This is a genomic window from Arthrobacter sp. TmtSoilC51 (assembly GCF_055388015.1).
Genome location: NZ_AP035877.1, coordinates 3,276,145 through 3,293,351 on the forward strand (window position 1 = coordinate 3,276,145; position 17,207 = coordinate 3,293,351).

Consider the following 17,207-nt stretch of genomic DNA (forward strand, 5'->3'; position numbering starts at 1 on the left):
CCTAGTCCCCCGCCGCGTGCAGGCTGCCCAAAAGCTGGAAGCGTGAAATGCCGGTTCCGGTCAGCGACACTGACACCGTCACGGTGTCCGTGCCACGCACGAACCTCGCTGCTACGGCTCCGTCCGGCGCGGGCGCATCCTCGGACCAGAAGCCTTGGGGGACCAAGGACTGGCGGAAGGCAGCCAGAACGTCCTCTTGCGAGGTGCCCACGATTCCGTCCGCCGTCAACTGCAGGACGTTGCCGGAGGTCGAGATGCTGGTGGATCCCACGGTGGTCCCGGCTGGCATGGCCACAACGCTGCTCGGCCAGCCCTCCACCAGCGAGCCCTTCGCTGTGCCGGATTTCGGTAACGGAGCAGTGATGAGTGGGGCCGGTGCAGACGGCTCCGGGAGCCCTGTGGGTGTGGACGTGACCGGGGGCAGGACCTCGAGTGGCTTGGCTGTTGTTCCGCCGTCGCCTGCACCGTTGCCTCCACCGTCCGCTGGGCCAGTTGCGGAACTGCCCGACGTCGGACTGCCGGAGGGAGATGGGCTGGCGCTGCCGGAAGCAGTGCCGTTCGAGGGGTTCGCGCCAGGGCTCGAGGATGCCGGACTCTGGGCCGTAACAGGTCCGGGTTTGGAGGCCATCTGGTCCAGCACAAGAGCAACGGCCGCAATCAGCACGGCGAGGCAGATGCCCGCGATCACCAGGCGCCGGGCCATCATGGCTTGCCCGGACTTGCCGCGCCGCCGAGGAGCTCATTGGCCTTCGCCTCAAGCCCGTCGTCGACGAAATCGTAAATGAATGATGCCAACCAGATCACCACGGTCGCCGCGATCCAGCCGAAGATGCCGTTGATGGTGAACCCATTGGAAAAGATGCTCGTCACCACAAGGATGGCGAATGTGGCCAGCAGCCCTGCAAGCACCGTCAGGGCTTTGGTGACCACCCACGTACGCCGGTCTGCCCGCTGCGCGTGACGGCGATGGAAAAAGGCCAGGATCAAGGGCTTGACCAAAAGCGTGGCCGCCGTGAACACCACGACGGCCCAAAGAAACCCGGCTCCCAAACGGACCCCGGGAAGAACTGACGCCACCCACAACGTGATGGCGTTGAAAACCAATGCGATGGCGATCCGAACCGCCAAGCTTTTCATGGGGACAGTCTGCCATTGCGATCCGGATTCCGGAACAGTTTTAGCCCTACCAACGCCCGTTTCGCGGCCGTGGCTGGCAAACCGGACACGTGTAGGAAGAGCGGTTCATGAATTGCTCACGCTTGATGATGCTGTGCAAGCCTGCTGCTTCGCAACGGCTGCGCATTCGGAGAGTGTTAAAGTTTGACGAACAAGGAGGAGGCCCGCCGCTTCACGACTTCGCTCCCGGGGCTGTCTACTCGCCATCTTGCGAGTTCACTGGCGCATTTTGTCCCGGAACCGCGGACTTCCGGCGCTTCGCAGAAACCGCCGCTCCGCAGCCTGGAACCGTTCGGCAAGCATTGCCTTCCCCGCTGCCGGGGGTCTGTGAATCGTTGGTTTGATGTGCTCGGTATGCGAGTGGAAATCGCCTGCAAATCAGCACAAGCGACTCATCCCATTGCGATCACCACATGGTGAATGGCATCGGCGCACGATGGCCGCGTGTCTCCTATGACCATCAGTCATAGGAGACACGCGGCAGCGAACCAAGGACATGCCTCCAGTGCGGAACCTCTGCGGATGCACCACACGATCTTTCCCTTCCTCGGCATCGAGTTTGCCTGGCGTGTGCGCTCGAGGATCGACATCTAGTGAACATACTGCGCTGGTTATGGCCGGGTTTCACAAAGACCGCTCCCGACTACAGCTGCCGGACTGTTAGACGAAACTCTTATGGCCACACGATAAGGAATGGCCTGGCAAGGCTCGACGGACAGCCGCTGTGCTTGGAGTGGACTCACGGGTCCCGATCGCGACCGCGGGGCGACTACCAGCTATCGGTTTCCTGTGCGGTGAGCGATCTCAGTCTTCGTCACCGCGTGAGTCGACTTCTTCGCGTGATGCCCACTGGGTGCTGATCTGGTTGAGGTGGCCGGCGAGGGCCACTTTGACCGCTGCGTCCGACGCGGCGATAGGGCATGGTGTCGTAGCGGGTGTCCGTGGCTGAATAGTTCATAGGATTTTCTTTCTACTTCCCACTGGAGAAAGCCTGGTAGGCAAACGGCGAAGAGAATCGAACAGCAGCCGAATGAGTCACGTCAGGAATTCGTCGGTCACGTCTCCAGAGTCACCACGAGGCCCTCGCGAGGTCCACTCGTCTCGTTCATCCGTCACGCCATACGGGATACCCTCATCGAGAGCGACGGTGTACGAGGCAGGTCCCAGCCGAGTGACGAGAATGCCTTGTTGGACTTCTTGGGCCCGTTGGCGCACGAGCACGACCGCAGTGCTCAGTTCATTCTCGATGTGGCTTGTGCTGTTTCCGGTGACGTGCAGGACTTGTCCGGATTCGATCGGGGTGATCATCGTGGTGCTCCTTGCTGCTCAAGGACTCTTCAGCGCGCCCAAACTCGGAGGTGTCGGTGTGCCGATGTCGACCGGTGATAGGTTCAGCTGGCCTTGGTGACGCGGTATAGAACCACCTGATCGGGGTGGATCCTCGGGGATGCAACTCCGACTTTCGCGAGGACATCACCAGGGAAGACCCCCCCGGGGAAGACCACGCCATGCCGACTGGTTGCGCGCAGAGTAGAAGGTTCGACCACGACGCCATCGGCTGTCGGCTGGCCCCACCACTCCGGCGGCACCAGTCCGGAAGAAGTCGCCCCTAGGAAGATCGGTTCTACCTGGTAATTTGCCTCCGGGGCAATGCCACGCAGCTTCAAGCGCGCAGCAGGGTCCGGGTAGAGGCTGTCGAGTGCCGCGGCCGCGAAGATCGCTTTGGAACGGTCTTTGCTGACGACGCCGTGCACCAGGACATTCGAATCGGGGCCGTCCATCCGGACGACGTCGCCTGCAAGCAGGAGGCCCCGTTCCAGCTTGTAAAAACCAATCCATTCACGCAGGCTCGCAAGTTCTTCCTGGCTGGCAGCGGCCAAGTCCCACTCGACACCGAGATGTCCGAAGACGGCGGTGCCGGCACGGAAGTCGAGGTCGTGGTAGCGGCCCGTCGTGTGGGAACGGCCCGAAGCAATGTGGGAGCCCAGATATTCGGGCGGCAGCAGTTGGGTGGTCCAACGCAACATCGACTGCCGGTCATGCGGGTCGATGTTGTCCGATACCCAGACCCGGTCCGTGTGTTCCAGGACGCCCAGGTCAATTCGGGCACCGCCCGAGGAGCAGGATTCGATCTCCAGCCCCGGGTGCATCGACCGGATTTCCTCAAGCAGGGCGTAGAAAGCGAGAGTCTGTGCGTGGACGCTGGCCCGTCCGCCGTCGAGTTGGTTTCCGGCCTCGATGAGGTCACGATTGTGATCCCATTTGATGTAGTCGATCCGGTACTCCGCAAGGATCGCAAGTATCTGCTTCTTCACGTGTTCGTAGGCCTCGGGAATGCAGAGATTGAGCACTTGTTGGTGGCGTGACTTCACCGGCCATTCGGGGCGCGCCGCCATGATCCACTCCGGATGCGCACGGGCAACATCGCTGTCAGGGTTAACCATCTCGGGCTCAAACCACAGGCCGAACTCCATGCCGAGCTCGTGAACACGGTCCACTAAAGGGTGCAGCCCAGCCGGCCACGCTTCCGGGGACACTACCCAATCGCCCAGACCGGAGGTGTCGTCGCGGCGCGAACCGAACCACCCGTCGTCGAGCACGTAGCGTTCGATGCCGAGGGCGGCGGCCCGCTCTGCCAGGTCGAGGAGCTTTCCTGCGTTGTGGTTGAAATAGACGGCTTCCCAGACGTTGAGGGTCACGGGCCGGTCAGCGGAGACCCTCCGCGGGCGGCTGCGCACATGGGAGTGGAAACGGCGCGCGAGCTCGTCGAGTCCTGCCCCATAGGAGGCATAGATCCAGGGGCTCTCGTAGCTTTCATCACGGCCAAGCCGAACCTCACCTGGCAAGAGCAGTTCACCGCCGCCGAGCAGCTGCTCGCCACTGAAAATCCTCTCGGCGTAGTGCTGGTGGTTGCCGCTCCAGGCCGTGTGGACGGCCCAGACGTCTCCGTTGCCAAATCCGAATCCGGGGGTTCCCGCGTGCAGGATGTAGGCGCTGTCGAATCCGGTACGGCCCTTGCGGTTCTCGCGCATATGCGTTCCTGTCCGCAGAGTGCCTCTCTGGGGTACGCGTTCGTTCGAGTGGTTGCCCGCGAAGTCCAGCAATTCCGTGGCTTCCGCAGGAATAGGGAACGCCAGAGCGAGGTCTTCGAGTGCGAATTTTCCGTCGGACAGGTTGGTCAAACGTGCCCGGCTTCGCAGCAGACCGCCCGGGAGCAGCTCAAGTGTCAGGTCAAGGCGCAACCGCTCGGCGTCGTCGATAGCGCTGGCTTCGAGAACACTTGCTCCGGAGAACGTGAACTCTGTCACGGTCGTGCCGTTCAGGGTCAGCGAAGAGGTACGGAACTTGGGCGACCAGCCGACGCCGTCGAAGGAACCGCGCAAGCCTGGGCGGCCCGTCCACCCGTTGTATTGTCCGGGCAGAAGGCCCGGACGAGGCGGTAGATCCGCAGAGCTGGAACCGGTCACCGGAACGCTGGCAGCGAGCAGGGCCTGTGCCTGTTCCACGGTCAACTCCGGCAGCGAAGGGCCCCAGTGGACGATGGCGGGCAGCTGGCCATTCGTGGCGTCTACGACAACGGATACTCCACCGGCGGTCAGCTGGACAGTCGCGTCCGGGCAATCGTTTGGCATGGAGTTCCTCATACGTTGTTACGTGGTTCGCTAAGGGTCAGGCAGTCGCGCTCGGGGTCCCAGTGGACTGGCATCGGGTCCGAGACAACGCCGTCGAAGGTGCCGTCGCTATTGGCGTCATGGCAGGCCATCATCAGCCATTGGCCGTTCCGGCCCTGCATGAGTCGTCCACTGTAGAGAGGTGCCGTGGTGACAACAGTGGCGGAGGCCACGTCGTAGGGTCCTGCCACATTGTCCGTTTCAAGGCTCCAGATCCCGCCTCCCCCGAATCCTTCGGTCTTCCTCGCTGCGAGTGTGTCTACCCCGCAGGAGAACAACAGGACACTGCGTTCGCCGACAACTCCGGTCTGTGGGACTTCGAGGTGTCCGAACCCGGCCCCGGGCTGACTCAGGGGCGGCATAACCTCCCAGGTCTCAAGGTCGGGCGAGATGGCGTGCCCGATGACCCCGCGATCGTCGACATCGCCGGTGTTGGCCCTTGCTGTGATGAGCATGTGCCACCCGTCGCCCGCCGAGTCGGGGAACACCCAGGGGTCTCTCCACGCTTCCTCCGGCCAGCTTGAGTCACCGTATTTTTCGTACCATCGCTTGTCGGCTTCAATCACCACGGTGGTCTGTTTCGTCCAGGTGTGAAGGTCGGCAGAGGTGGCAACACCGATGGCCTCGATATTGTGCTTTTCGTAGAACCGGGCACCGGTATAGAACATCCGCCAAAGTCCATCCGGGCCTTGGACAACGCTTCCGGTCCAGGTGGAGGTAGCGTCGAAGGCATCCGGATCATCCGGTTGCAGAACTACACCGTGGGACACCCAGGTGCTCAGGTCTTGCGAGGTGGCGTGCCCGATCCGGGCGTTGCGGTGCCGTAGTGCCGGATCGCCCAAGCTCTTGGGAGCGTGGAGGTAGTACATGTGGAACGTGGAGCCGTCGTCGGCTAGCCAGAAGTCCCACACCCATGAGTCTTTGAGACTGAAAACCAATTCATTGCCTTGCTGTTGGTGGCCGCCCTTTGGGCCGCCGTGGTGGAAGTGTTAGCCCTTGACTGCGGAGCTGCTGATGCTGGCGACGAACCAGCGCTGGAAGATCAGGAAGACCGCCAGGACCGGGACGATGAACATCGTGCCGAAGGCCAGTACTTGGCCCCACTCCGGGGGCTGTTGGTTTTGGAAAATGCTGATCGCCAGCGGGAGGGGCCGGACGGTTGGGTCCGAGACCATGAGGACCGGCCACAGGTACGATCCCCACTGCGCCAGGAACGTAAGGATGGCGACGGTGGCAAACGCCGGCTTGGTGATGGGGACAACGATCTGGAAGAACGTCCTGAAGGGCCCGGCACCGTCAATGCGGGCTGCCTCTTCGATCTCGCCGGGAACGTCGAGGAAGAACGTGTAGAACAGGAAGATCGAGAACGCGCTGGCCATGAACGGGATCGCCTGGATATAGATGGTGTCCCGCTGGCCCGAGAACATAAAGTACAGGGGCAGGGCAACGGCTTCGAACGGGATGATCGTCAGGACAATGACCAGCAGGAAGAGGACCTTCTTGCCACGCCATTGCATCCGGGCGAAGGAGTAGGCGGCCATGGAGTTCACGACCAGGCTGCCGGCGACAACGGCGGTGGTGACGATGATGGAGACGGCGGCGAACTGCCAGAAGTAGCCGGTGGCCTCTGAACTGAGGTGATCGAACACGCCGGTGTAGTTGTCAAAGGACAGGTTGGTCGGGACAAAGCCACTGATTCCGCTGAGGACCTCGGCAGAGGGGCGGAAGCTTCCGACGATGAGGTAGTAGACGGGCAGGAAGAAGAACAGCGCGACTACGGTCAGGAGCAGGTAGTGCAGCGTGGTTTGCCAGCGGCGCGTGCGTTTCATGCTGCCGCGTCGCTGGCTTTGCTGCACGGTTTTGGACATCGGCATCAGACGCCTCCTCGCTGGCGCGCCGCGGCGCGTTGAATGATTGCGATCACGGTGATGATCAGCATAAAGATCACGGTCATGGCGGCGGCCTGGCCCACGTTGTTGTTGTCGAAGCCGGTGTTGATGATTTGGGTCATCACGGTCTCGGTCGAACCGCGGTCAACACTTCCGGAACGGCTCAGCAGGTACACCTGGTCGAAGAGCCGGAAGGAGAAGATCGTTGTGATGAGGGCGACGAAGATCAGGGTGTTCCGGATGCCAGGCACCGTAACGTTGAGAAATTGGGCCCATTTGTTGGCACGGTCCAGCGATGCCGCCTCGTAGAGTTCCGTCGGAACGCTCTGCAGGGCCGCGAGAACGATGATCATCTGGAAGCTCACGCTCTGCCAGATCGACATGACGATGATGGATCCCAATGCCGTGGACGGGGCGCCGAGCCAGTCGTGGCCGGTGAAGGTTCCCCCGCTGAAAACCCCGAGAATGGCGTTGAGGAGTCCCTGGTCACCGCGGGAGTAGATGAGCCGCCAGATCACGGCTGTCAGGGCCAGCGGGAAGACCAGGGGCATGAAGATAAAGGTCCTGAAGATCACCATGCCGCGGAGCTTGCGGTTCACGAGGACCGCCAGGGCAAGAGCCAAGACGGTCTGCACCGGTACGACGATCACGGCGAAGGTGAAGTTGTTCAGGAGTGCGTTGCCGAAGGCCGCCGACAAGTCGGGGTCGGTGAACAGGCGCGTGTATTGTTCGAAACCGACGAAGCGGGCCGGGCGCGGGCTGTTGAGCTGCACGCGGTAGAAGGACAGCACGAGTGCGAGCACGAATGGTGCGACCAGGAAGATGGCGAGGCCGAGCAGGGCTGGGCTGGCGAAGAGCGGGCCGGCGAACCGGTGCCCGGTCAGACTGGCGGACGACCCTCGCCGTGCCTGCGCGGTGGGGGCCTGGATCTGTTGCGTTTGAGTGGTCATGATGGAGGCTTTCGCTGGGAGCGAGTCCGGGAGGTCCGGCCGACCGCTGTGTCAGCGGCGGCCGGACGACTGCCGAAGGTCTATTTCTTGTATCCGTCGTTGTCGGCGAAGTTCTGATCGATGGCACGGGCGGCGGCACTCAGGGCTTCCTTGGCGTCCTTGCCTGCGTAGATGGCGGCCTCAGCCTTGCCCACCTGATCAGTGACGATGGGGTAGCCAGCGGTCACCGGCCGGGTGACGCTGACGCACGCGGCGTTGATCTGGTCCTCGGGGCCGCACGCCTTGCTCAGCTGATCGCCCAGGAGCTGCAGCAGCTTGCCGGGGCCATAGAGCTCGGAGGCAGCCAGCGCCGTCTTAGTGGCGGGAGGCGCACCGTTGGCTGAGGTGTAGGTGCGGACGCTTTCGTCAGACATCAGGAAGTCCAGGAACTTTCCGGCCGCGGTGCCATTCTTGGTCGTGGCTCCCATGCCCCAGGCAAAGGTCCCGGATGCGGTCTTGGTGCCCTTGCCGAAGTTGGGCAGCGGGATGGAAACCAGATCGGCTCCCAGTGACTTGTACGTCGGGTAGGTCCAGTGACCGACCCAGCTCAGCGCGACGCGTCCGCTCGTGAATGCCAGTCCGTCAGCGTTCGGATCGGTGTACTTTTTCCAGCTCGCGAACTTTGTCAGGGATTTCACGTTGGCCTCGGAGTCCAGTGCCCCGGATGCCTTGTTGTCTTTGAGCATGGTGCCGCCGCCTGACCAGATGACCGGTCCCGCGGAACAGCAGGTACCCCATTCGCCGGCAAAACCGTACTGTTCGGAAAGATCCAGGGGTTTTCCTCCCGGGACCACGGTGGCGAGCTTGTCCAGGACTCCCGTGAACTCGTCAGCCGTCCATGCCTTCTCCGGGGTCGTCGGGTAGGCAACACCTGCGGCGTCCAGGAGCTTCTTGTTTCCCCACAGTGCAAGGCCGGCATTCATCATGCCAACGCCATAGACGGCATCATCGACAGTGTTCTGCGCCTTGATGGAATCCGTCTGGTTCGTCAGCGTCGCGTCGGAGACCGAGCCCTTCAGCGGGGCCATCTTGCCGTTGTAGACGAAGCTGGCCAACGTCGGCCCATCAAAGTCAAGAACATCAGGCAAGTCGCCCGGTGCGGCAGAGTTCACGGCCTTGGTGTACTGGTCGGAAGGAAAAAGCTTGAGGTTTACTTTGATCTTGCTCTGTGAGCTTTCGAAGCTCGAGATGATCTTCTTCAGCGCGTCGTTCTCGGCAGCCTGACCATCGACGGCCCAAACATTGATGGTGCCCTCGCCGGAGCCTGCCTCAACGGAGGGGCCGGCAATACCGGTTCCCGGACTGCCGCAGGCGGTGAGCGCCATGGCTGCGATGGATACCGCGGCGGCGGCGGCGAGGATCCGCGCCCCGCTCGTGGATTTCGGAATGGTCATCATTGATCCCTTCGGAGAATGTGAAATTTTTAGGGAAAGCGTTCAAAACGCCTTCGACATCGTCAGGCGAAGCGTGAGAAGGATCACTACTCATGGGCTTGGGAACGAGTCTACGCGGGTAGACTCATCAGTGCAAGCGTCTTTTTAGCCTTGGTAAGCGTTGGGCGAGTCGTCGACAAGCTGCTAGTCAACGCGGGTAGACTATGAGGAACAACGGAGTATAGAGGTGGTCTTCATGGCAAGTCTGCAGGCGCAGGCCGGAACCGGAAAAGTAACGCGGACCGACGTCGCCCGCTTTGCGGGAGTCAGTACGGCGGTCGTCAGCTATGTCATCAACGGGGGCCCCAAACCGGTCGCGGCGGCAACTGCGGCACGGGTGCGCGAGGCCATCAAGGTGCTGCAGTACCAGCCGAACGCGACCGCTCGGGCCCTGTCCATGGGCTCCACGCGACTGCTCGGGATGATTGTCCCCGACAGCACCAACCCATACTTCGCCGAACTCACGGACGCCATTGCGCAGGCGGCCGCCGTCCGCGGCTACGCACTCCTCGCTGCCAACTCCCGCACGGATGCCGACACCGAGCGGCAAAACACCCTCAATCTCGTATCGCGCCAGGTCGACGCGATCATCCTCGCCACCGTGCTCACTCCAAGCGAAGTCGCCGCCATGCCGGTCCAGGGAATTCCCCGGGTGCTCATCGACCAGTCCAGCGCCGTGCACGGCATCCCCACCATCAGCACCGACTTCGAACAGGGAGCCGCAATGGGAGTGCGGCACCTCATCGGTCACGGCCACGTGGACATTGGCATTCTGGTCGGCAAGGACATCGACCCCTCCCGCGTGGACCCACGGCAAAACGGCTGGAGGAATGCACTTCGCGAGGCAGGCCTGCCCGACGGACCCGCGGAATTCACGGAGTTCACCAGACAAGGCGGCTACGAAGCCACTCTCCGCCTTCTTGAGCTACCGAAACCACCCACGGCCATCTTCGCCAGCTCTGACCTGTTGGCCGTGGGAGCCTTGCGCGCCATCCACGAAGCCAATCTGTCCGTCCCCGAAGACATTGCCGTTGTCTCCTTTGACGGAACCTCCGAATCCGAATTCAGCTGGCCCCAGCTCACCACGGCGAGACAGCCGATCACCCAAATAGCCGACGCAGTCCTTAAAGCAGCTCTCTCCAATGACGAGCCAGACGGCGAGATTCAGCTGTTTCCCACCGAACTTGTCATCCGGCGATCTTGCGGTTGCTAACACAGGTACAGCGCAGCCCGACAAATGCGATGAGCCGGCGAATGAAGTAGAAGTGGGACCTACATTGGCGGCGGTAACTGTCGAACGACAGATGCCGGGCGGACAGTCACCGATCACCGAGAAGCCCACTTGCCCCAGAAGCCGCTACGAGCTGCTGGGCATCGACCCGCTGCTCCGGCGGTCCGGAGTTCGTCGGCGGGCCGGATGACCCGGCAGTCCGGCCGTCCGGGAGTTCGTCGGCGCCCACATCGGCCTGATCGAAGGCCGGGACCTGACCATCCGCGACGTGGTGCGCCACTACGCCCACGTCAAGGGCGGCGTCCACGTCGGCAAGCCTAAAGCTGAGCAGGCAACATTGAGCAGCATGGCCCCGCTGCTGCTGGGGCATACAACGGGCCAGATCGAAACCCTCGCGCACATTGGCCAGGTCGTCGTGAATGCTCTGACGCCCCTGTGCGGTTCGATCCTGACCTCGCCCACGATCGACCGGAGACTGCATTATCTCAACGAAGCGGCTTCTATAACGGCCTCTGGACAGCTGGTTACTTCGGAGCATCGAGCTGAAGAACAGAAGGATCTCGGTGAGCTTCGGGGTGGAGACGCCTGCATACACCGAGCCCGGCGCAGAGCGTGGCGGACCCCTTCAGCAACCTGAGCTGATTCCCCTCGAAAAAAGACTATCGCCCCGGGAGTCCGAGCCGTCAGGCCCGAAGAGTTGCCGGGGCGTTACAACGAAAGTCTATACGTGCGGAACCCCTGCTTCCTCGCTGCGGCACACATGAACCCAACAACGAGAACGAAGTCCGCGCCGCGGCCGAAACTCACGAAGGGCCCGCGGCCGCTCCCCCACGCAGGTGGTCGAGCGGTTTCGGACGGTCTCCCGGGCGTGGCACTGGCGGCGATCGTCCGGGTTGGACACTTCAAGTTTTCTGCGAAGAGTTTTCCTCGGCACGCCGTTGCGACATTGATGCTCCAGCGGTGTCTAAGAGTGTTCAATCGGCTAACCGGCGATCACTCAGGTCCGACCATGGACACCCCGCTCAAAATCAGCGCGAACGCTGGCATTTCGGGCAAAAGTGGGAAGACCTGTTCATGAAGGCCATGCGCTTAATCGGGGTTCCGCAGCGACAACAGGGCTCGCCCTCACGCCCATAAACTTTAAGGTCTCTGGCAAAGTAACCCGAATCGCCGTTGACATTCACGTACAAGGAATCAAAGCTCGTGCCTCCAGCCGCCAATGCCGCGTTCATGACGTCTTCTACCGCCTGTATAAGCCGGGCGGCATCGACGCGGCGCAACGTATCAGTAGGCCGGGCGTAATGGAGGCGGGCGCGCCAGAGGGCCTCGTCCGCATAGATGTTGCCAATCCCGGAAATGACCGACTGGTCCAGCAAGGCCCGCTTCAGGCCTGTCTTCCGGCTCCTGACTTTGCGGTAGAACGCCTCGAAGGAAAAGTAAGGGTCCAGCGGGTCACGGGCAATGTGGGAGGCTTCCTCAGCGATCTCAGGCAAGGGCGTTTCCCCCAGGCCTCCAGGGCCGTCGTCGGAAGTCGGCACCAGGGACGTTACGAAAAGGCCACCGAAAATGCGCTGGTCCACAAATCGCAATTGCTCCGGCATGCCGTCCACCGGGCTGAGGGAGATTCTAACTTTGAGGTGCTTCTCGTCCGGGACATGGGGGTCCTGCATGAGCAATTGTCCGCTCATCCCCAGATGGGCCATGAGGGCTACCTTGGGCAATGGACCGTCAACGGCCTGCGCGTCGTCCATGGCGAGCGGCATCCAGAGAAATTTGCCGCGTCGGACAACGTCCAGAACCGTGGCGTGTTCGAGGTTGCCGACGAAGTCTTCGGTGCCAAGGTTATGGCGGCGGATTGACCGTTGGTCAAGGACCTCGACGCCCGTGATCGTTCGTCCGCGAACCCAGCGGGCCAGGCCACGACGAACCACTTCTACTTCTGGAAGTTCAGGCATTGGATTTGTGGATTGGACTTCAGGCGGAACCGGGTCCGGCAGGCGTTTGGTCCAGTGCCGTCAGGGCACGCCAAGCGTCAGCGGCAGCTTCCTGCTCGGCTTCCTTCTTCGAGTGGCCAGAGCCGCGGCCATAAGGAGTTCCACCAATGTTCAGGACGGCCTCGAACGTACGTGCATGGTCCGGTCCCGAGCCTTCAACGGCGTAGTGGATTGCTCCGAGCTGGCGGCTGGCAGTCAGTTCCTGGATACTCGTCTTCCAGTCCGTACCGGCTCCGAGGGCGCCCGCGTCCTTGAGGAGTGGACCCACCAATCGCATCACCAATTGCCGCGCAGTCTCGATGTCATTGGAGAGGTATGTGGCGCCGATCAGTGCTTCCATCGTGTCCGCGAGGATCGAGGCCTTGTTCTTGCCGTCGGTGAGCTTTTCGCCTTGCCCGAGATAGATGAACTCACCCACGCCAAGCTCGCGGCCAATACCGGCCAAGGCACGCGTACTCACGACGGCGGATCGCCGCTTTGCCAGTTCACCTTCAGGCAGCGCGGGGTTCTCACGGTAGAGCGAATCGGTCACGGAGAACCCCAGAATGGAGTCGCCGAGGAATTCAAGACGCTCATTGGTGGGAATCCCACCGTTCTCATACGCGTATGAGCGATGTGTCAGAGCAAGACGAAGCGTCTCGGTGTCAATGGAGACACCGAGACGCTTCAGAAGCTCTTCAGTTGAAGACATCCTTTGTCAGCCTATGTGGCAGATTAGGCGTCTGCTACCTTGCGGCCCTTGTATTCAAGGAACAGCGCGGTGCCGGCGGAGTCGGTGACGACCTTTGCCTGGTGCGGCAGGCTATAAGTAACCTGACCGTTTTCGATGGTCTTGACCAAGTTGGGGGCAGTTGCCTTCCACTGGGCACGGCGGGCGCGTGTATTTGCGCGAGACATTTTCCGCTTGGGAACAGCCACGGCTATCTCATTTCTCTCTTAGTCCAACACTTACTAATCAGTTTGCCGGTCAGTCTTAGCCAGATCAGCTAGGGCAGCCCAGCGAGGGTCAATGACCTCGTGGTGGTGCCCCGGCTCGTCTTCCAGGCGTGCTCCACATTCGGAGCAAAGGCCCTGGCAGTCTTCCCGGCACACCGGCTGGAACGGCAGCATAGTGACAACTGCGTCCCGCAACACCGGCTCAAGATCGATTAGATCGTGCTCGACTCGACGTTGCTCTTCATCGTCTTCTTCGTCAGAAAGCTGCACGCCTTCATAGAAGAAAAGTTCTTGCACATTGACTTCAAGGTCATACGCAAGGGGATCCAGGCATCGACCGCATTCGCCGGTTACTTCGACGACTACGGATCCTGATACCAGAATTCCTTCGTGTACGGCCTCAAGGCGAAGATCCAACTCGACATCCGAGCCTTCCTTCACACCAATGAGCGCCACACCAAGGTCACTTGGCGCAGGTACATGTTCGTTGAGTGTCCGCATGGTCCCTGGACTGCGTCCAAGATCCTTGACTACCAGCGCCAAGGGCGAACTTGCATCTCGCTTAATGAGAACTCCTGTAGAACATATGACCGACGTACCATCTTAGCCTGATCAAGCCTGAGGACTCAAACCGGCGCCGGGCGCGCGCAGAGCGCGACGGTTTCAGCTGGGATCCTCCGCAAGAAGCTGCGAGGTACCTGTCAAGACTACCCCCTTGCGGGAGGGTTACGTTCCAGACTCGCCAGCGAGGAGCCGCTTCAACACGGATTTCGGTACGAAGTCGGAGATGTCGCCACCCAATACATTGACCTCTTTGATCAAGGTGGAGGACAGGTGGACGTAGTGCGCTTCTGCCGGCAGGAAGACAGTCTCGACGCCGGTAAGCTGACGGTTCATGGTGGCCATCGGTAGTTCGTAGTCAAAGTCCGAGGACGAGCGCAGGCCTTTGACAATTGCCGAAACGCCCCGATGCCGGCAGTACTCGGCCAACAGTCCTTCGCCCATGGGCTCGACAATGATGCCACGCAGGGACGCCAGAGTCTCGCGGGCCATCTCCATCCGGTCTTCAAGGCTGAAGCGGTACTTCTTGGCGTAATTGGTGGACACGGCCACGATGACTTCGTCAAACAGGCCTGCCGCCCGCGCGATGACTTCGAGATGTCCGTTGTGGATAGGGTCAAAGGATCCAGGGCATACCGCACGTCTCATGACACGAACCTACCCCATAGCTTCACCGGGATACCATGGCTGACATGTCACCTGCAGGCAGCACTTTACCGCTCAACACAACGGCCAATGCCTCCGCGCCATGGCAGCGGGCCGCAACCGGCGCCAACCTGCTTTCGCCTGACGGAAACCTCGGAGTAACCATCTTCGAAGAGATGACCACCTTGGCCATCTCTTCCGGCGCGATCAACCTCGGACAGGGCTTCCCCGACGAGGACGGCCCCGCGGAAATCAAGGCCGCAGCACAGGCAGCCATCGCCGCAGGAGCCAACCAATACGCACCCGGCAAGGGCATCACGGAACTGCGGGAAGCCGTCGCGGAACACCAACGCCGGTTCTACGGGCTTACCCCGGACCCGCAGACGGAAATCATTATCACTACGGGCGCCACGGAAGCCATTGCTGCGTCACTCCTTGCCTTCATCCAGCCCGGCGACGAGGTCCTGACCTTCGAACCGTTCTATGACTCCTATGGGGCTGTCATCGGATTGGCAGGGGCACAACATGTAACTGCTCCCCTGCCCGCTCCGGATTTCCTTCCGGACTTGTCCATGCTGGAAGCCGCCTTCAGCAGCCGCACCAAGGTGGTGCTCCTGAACAACCCGCACAATCCCACCGGCGCCGTCTTCCCGCAAGAGGTTCTGGCAGAGGTGGTGGAGCTGGCCACCAAGTACGACGCCATCATTGTCAGCGACGAAGTTTACGAACACCTCACCTTCGGCGTATCCCATATTCCGGTCGCTTCCCTGCCGGGCGCCGCCGAACGGACCCTTACCATCTCCTCTGCCGGGAAGACGTTCTCCTTCACAGGGTGGAAGATCGGCTGGCTCACGGGACCCGAGGACCTGGTTGCCGCTGTCCGCACCGTCAAACAGTTCCTGACGTACAGCTCTGGAACGCCATTCCAGGGCGCCATCGCCGTGGGGCTTGCCCTCCCTGACGAATTCTATGCAGGCATAGCTGAAACACTGCGGCATAAACGGGACGTCCTCTCCGAGGGCCTTCGCGCCGCAGGATTCGACGTCTACACGCCCAGCGGCACGTACTTCGTCAACGTCGACACAGAACCGCTGGGCATCAAGGACTCCGTGGACCTGGCACGCCGGTTGCCGGGCCTGGTTGGCGTCGCCGCGATCCCGGTTCCCGTTTTTTGCCATCCTGAAGGGGCAGAACGGACCCGCAGCCTGCTGCGTTTCGCCTTCTGCAAGAAAACCAGTGTCCTGGAAGAAGCTGCCGAACGACTGGCCGGGCTCAAGGACCTGCTCTGAACCGCAACGACTCAGGCCGCCATCAAGCCGCGCGTTTCCTTCGGACCACAGGACAGCACGCCACTATTGACTCCGATACGCTCATTGAAGGCAGCTATATCCTCAGCATCGGTGGCGCTGAACAATCCCACGTGAATCTGGCCAACCCTGCGGAGATCTTCTACGAGTATCTTCGGAGAATCGGTCATGTGGTGGATCTGGTTGCAGAGCCAGGCGAGCCACTGTCCGTGCTCCATCTCGGCGCCGGCGCCCTGACGTTGGCCCGTTACATCCAGGCCACCCGTCCCGGTTCGGACCAGTATGCGGTGGAACTCGAACGCGAACTACTGGACTTCGTCCTCCAAAAACTGCCCATGCCGGAAGGCACGCGGCTGCACACGCACATAGGCGACGCCCGCGAGGCCCTGGCCGAACTTCCTGCGGAAGTGGGGTTCGACGTCGTGATCCTTGATATCTTCTCCGGGCCCGAGGCACCAGCCCATATTGCGTGCCGGGAGTTCTATGAAGAGGCCGCTGCCCGGCTGCGGCCCAACGGCATACTGATCGTGAACGTGGGCGATGAACCGGCACTGACTCTGGTGCGAAGCCAGGTAGCTGCCCTTCGGCAGGCCCTGGCGGACGTCGCCGCTTTCGCCGAGACGGGAATGTTCGCCGGGCGCTACCCCGGCAATATCATCCTGGTAGGCACCCGTGCGCCATGGCCGCCAGCGTGGACCGGCGCATTACTTGAGCGGGGCCCACACCCCGCAACAGTCCTCCACGGCGTGGATCTGGACAGAATCTCGGACTAGGCAGGTTCAGCGAACCATAGCTTGGTCTCGCCGTACTTTTTGTCAGCGAAACATTCCAGTTCTTCGGGCCAGGACGGTTCGGCACTTCTGGACGACCTTTCCACCACTACCACTGCCCCTTCATCCAAGTGGGGCGACAACTTGGCGAGCACCGCACTCAACGCTGGTTCGTCCAAGGGGTAAGGCGGGTCCAGGAACACCAGGTCCCACGTATCGCGTCCTGTGGCACGCTCCAGGAAAGACTCAACCTTGGACCGATGGACTGAAACCTTTTTGGCGCCCAGGATTTGATTCACCATGTCCGCGTTGCGCTGGCACGCATCGCTGGCCTTGGCATCGAACTCCACCAAATCCACGCTGCGTGCACCCCGGCTGGCGCTCTCGACACCCAGGGCTCCAGAGCCGGCATAGAGATCCAGCACCCGCGAATCATCGATGACGGCCAAGGATTCGAGACGGGAAAACAGCGCTTCCTTGACGCGGTCCGTAGTGGGCCGCGTTGCCGTGCCGGGCACGCTGGTGAGTGGATTCCCACCAGCCACGCCGGCAATAATCCGGCTCACAGTGCCTCTCCATAGCGCATGTCCGACCGTTTGCAGATG

The 17,207-nt window shown here is 61.6% G+C and carries 18 protein-coding genes and 1 pseudogene; 3 read left to right on the forward strand and 16 right to left on the reverse strand.

What is annotated here, in order from left to right:
* Position 1: 1 nt before the first annotated feature.
* The 9 genes and pseudogenes from ACZ5G6_RS14940 to ACZ5G6_RS14980 all read right to left on the reverse strand — a co-directional run bounded on the left by ACZ5G6_RS14940 (position 2) and on the right by ACZ5G6_RS14980 (position 9,122).
* Positions 2-706, reverse strand: coding sequence for a hypothetical protein (locus tag ACZ5G6_RS14940; protein ID WP_498686256.1), 705 nt, complete (start codon positions 704-706; stop codon positions 2-4).
* Positions 703-1,137, reverse strand: a complete 435-nt coding sequence (locus tag ACZ5G6_RS14945; RefSeq protein WP_223933281.1) for a hypothetical protein — start codon at positions 1,135-1,137, stop codon at positions 703-705. The genes ACZ5G6_RS14940 and ACZ5G6_RS14945 overlap by 4 nt, the downstream gene beginning before the upstream one ends.
* A 46-nt stretch (positions 1,138-1,183) precedes the next feature.
* Positions 1,184-1,294, reverse strand: a pseudogene (locus ACZ5G6_RS14950) (bifunctional DNA-formamidopyrimidine glycosylase/DNA-(apurinic or apyrimidinic site) lyase); the annotation flags it as partial.
* A gap of 917 nt (positions 1,295-2,211) precedes the next feature.
* Positions 2,212-2,484, reverse strand: a complete 273-nt coding sequence (locus ACZ5G6_RS14955; protein ID WP_498686261.1) for a hypothetical protein — start codon at positions 2,482-2,484, stop codon at positions 2,212-2,214.
* An 83-nt stretch (positions 2,485-2,567) separates the two neighbouring features.
* The gene (locus ACZ5G6_RS14960) at positions 2,568-4,808 is read right to left on the reverse strand and encodes an alpha-galactosidase (protein WP_498686263.1); all 2,241 of its coding nucleotides are present in this window, start codon (positions 4,806-4,808) and stop codon (positions 2,568-2,570) included.
* An 8-nt stretch (positions 4,809-4,816) separates the two neighbouring features.
* Positions 4,817-5,785 (reverse strand): glycosyl hydrolase family 32, encoded by a 969-nt coding sequence (locus ACZ5G6_RS14965; RefSeq protein ID WP_498686265.1) that lies wholly within the window; start codon positions 5,783-5,785, stop codon positions 4,817-4,819.
* Between the two features lie 51 nt (positions 5,786-5,836).
* Positions 5,837-6,721, reverse strand: coding sequence for a carbohydrate ABC transporter permease (locus ACZ5G6_RS14970; RefSeq protein ID WP_498686266.1), 885 nt, complete (start codon positions 6,719-6,721; stop codon positions 5,837-5,839).
* Positions 6,721-7,686, reverse strand: coding sequence for a carbohydrate ABC transporter permease (locus tag ACZ5G6_RS14975; RefSeq protein WP_498686268.1), 966 nt, complete (start codon positions 7,684-7,686; stop codon positions 6,721-6,723). The genes ACZ5G6_RS14970 and ACZ5G6_RS14975 overlap by 1 nt, the downstream gene beginning before the upstream one ends.
* Before the next feature lie 80 nt (positions 7,687-7,766).
* Positions 7,767-9,122, reverse strand: coding sequence for an extracellular solute-binding protein (locus tag ACZ5G6_RS14980; protein ID WP_498686270.1), 1,356 nt, complete (start codon positions 9,120-9,122; stop codon positions 7,767-7,769).
* A 232-nt stretch (positions 9,123-9,354) separates the two neighbouring features.
* On the opposite strand from ACZ5G6_RS14980, the gene ACZ5G6_RS14985 reads away from it, so the two are divergent.
* Positions 9,355-10,371, forward strand: coding sequence for a LacI family DNA-binding transcriptional regulator (locus ACZ5G6_RS14985; RefSeq protein ID WP_498686272.1), 1,017 nt, complete (start codon positions 9,355-9,357; stop codon positions 10,369-10,371).
* Between the two features lie 106 nt (positions 10,372-10,477).
* On the opposite strand, the gene ACZ5G6_RS14990 is transcribed toward ACZ5G6_RS14985, so the two are convergent.
* The 6 genes from ACZ5G6_RS14990 to coaD form a co-directional block, all read right to left on the reverse strand.
* The gene (locus tag ACZ5G6_RS14990; protein WP_498686273.1) at positions 10,478-10,696 is read right to left on the reverse strand and encodes a hypothetical protein; all 219 of its coding nucleotides are present in this window, start codon (positions 10,694-10,696) and stop codon (positions 10,478-10,480) included.
* Between the two features lie 721 nt (positions 10,697-11,417).
* A complete protein-coding gene (gene mutM / locus ACZ5G6_RS14995; protein ID WP_498686276.1) occupies positions 11,418-12,344 on the reverse strand; it encodes a bifunctional DNA-formamidopyrimidine glycosylase/DNA-(apurinic or apyrimidinic site) lyase in 927 nt (308 codons plus the stop codon).
* A 19-nt stretch (positions 12,345-12,363) separates the two neighbouring features.
* Positions 12,364-13,074, reverse strand: a complete 711-nt coding sequence (gene rnc, locus ACZ5G6_RS15000; RefSeq protein ID WP_223933285.1) for a ribonuclease III — start codon at positions 13,072-13,074, stop codon at positions 12,364-12,366.
* 23 nt (positions 13,075-13,097) lie between these two features.
* The gene (gene rpmF / locus ACZ5G6_RS15005) at positions 13,098-13,301 is read right to left on the reverse strand and encodes a 50S ribosomal protein L32 (protein WP_011775139.1); all 204 of its coding nucleotides are present in this window, start codon (positions 13,299-13,301) and stop codon (positions 13,098-13,100) included.
* Positions 13,302-13,334: 33 nt separating this feature from the next.
* A complete protein-coding gene (locus ACZ5G6_RS15010) occupies positions 13,335-13,862 on the reverse strand; it encodes a YceD family protein (protein ID WP_223933287.1) in 528 nt (175 codons plus the stop codon).
* 183 nt (positions 13,863-14,045) lie between these two features.
* Positions 14,046-14,528: a pantetheine-phosphate adenylyltransferase gene (gene coaD, locus ACZ5G6_RS15015; RefSeq protein WP_223933289.1), complete on the reverse strand. Its 483-nt coding sequence runs from the start codon at positions 14,526-14,528 to the stop codon at positions 14,046-14,048.
* A 35-nt stretch (positions 14,529-14,563) separates the two neighbouring features.
* Here coaD and ACZ5G6_RS15020 point away from each other — a divergent pair, with 35 nt between their 5' ends.
* Together ACZ5G6_RS15020 and ACZ5G6_RS15025 are read left to right on the forward strand one after the other, a co-directional pair.
* Positions 14,564-15,814, forward strand: a complete 1,251-nt coding sequence (locus tag ACZ5G6_RS15020) for an aminotransferase class I/II-fold pyridoxal phosphate-dependent enzyme (RefSeq protein WP_498686280.1) — start codon at positions 14,564-14,566, stop codon at positions 15,812-15,814.
* Positions 15,811-16,605: a spermidine synthase gene (locus ACZ5G6_RS15025; protein ID WP_498691894.1), complete on the forward strand. Its 795-nt coding sequence runs from the start codon at positions 15,811-15,813 to the stop codon at positions 16,603-16,605. Before ACZ5G6_RS15020 ends, ACZ5G6_RS15025 begins: the two co-directional genes overlap by 4 nt.
* Here ACZ5G6_RS15025 and rsmD read toward each other — a convergent pair.
* The gene (gene rsmD, locus ACZ5G6_RS15030) at positions 16,602-17,168 is read right to left on the reverse strand and encodes a 16S rRNA (guanine(966)-N(2))-methyltransferase RsmD (RefSeq protein WP_498686283.1); all 567 of its coding nucleotides are present in this window, start codon (positions 17,166-17,168) and stop codon (positions 16,602-16,604) included. The genes ACZ5G6_RS15025 and rsmD overlap by 4 nt on opposite strands.
* Positions 17,169-17,207: the final 39 nt, after the last annotated feature.

Bases quoted from the DNA above. Each gene is read 5' to 3' on its own strand.
- rnc (WP_223933285.1), bottom strand. From the start codon at position 13,074: ATGTCTTCAACTGAAGAGCTTCTGAAGCGTCTCGGTGTCTCCATTGAC.
- ACZ5G6_RS14955 (WP_498686261.1), bottom strand. From the start codon at position 2,484: ATGATCACCCCGATCGAATCCGGACAAGTCCTGCACGTCACCGGAAAC.
- ACZ5G6_RS15020 (WP_498686280.1), top strand. From the start codon at position 14,564: ATGGCTGACATGTCACCTGCAGGCAGCACTTTACCGCTCAACACAACG.
- ACZ5G6_RS14960 (WP_498686263.1), bottom strand. From the start codon at position 4,808: ATGCCAAACGATTGCCCGGACGCGACTGTCCAGCTGACCGCCGGTGGA.
- ACZ5G6_RS14985 (WP_498686272.1), top strand. From the start codon at position 9,355: ATGGCAAGTCTGCAGGCGCAGGCCGGAACCGGAAAAGTAACGCGGACC.
- mutM (WP_498686276.1), bottom strand. From the start codon at position 12,344: ATGCCTGAACTTCCAGAAGTAGAAGTGGTTCGTCGTGGCCTGGCCCGC.
- ACZ5G6_RS14945 (WP_223933281.1), bottom strand. From the start codon at position 1,137: ATGAAAAGCTTGGCGGTTCGGATCGCCATCGCATTGGTTTTCAACGCC.
- ACZ5G6_RS14970 (WP_498686266.1), bottom strand. From the start codon at position 6,721: ATGCCGATGTCCAAAACCGTGCAGCAAAGCCAGCGACGCGGCAGCATG.
- coaD (WP_223933289.1), bottom strand. From the start codon at position 14,528: ATGAGACGTGCGGTATGCCCTGGATCCTTTGACCCTATCCACAACGGA.
- ACZ5G6_RS14940 (WP_498686256.1), bottom strand. From the start codon at position 706: ATGATGGCCCGGCGCCTGGTGATCGCGGGCATCTGCCTCGCCGTGCTG.
- ACZ5G6_RS14975 (WP_498686268.1), bottom strand. From the start codon at position 7,686: ATGACCACTCAAACGCAACAGATCCAGGCCCCCACCGCGCAGGCACGG.
- ACZ5G6_RS14980 (WP_498686270.1), bottom strand. From the start codon at position 9,122: ATGATGACCATTCCGAAATCCACGAGCGGGGCGCGGATCCTCGCCGCC.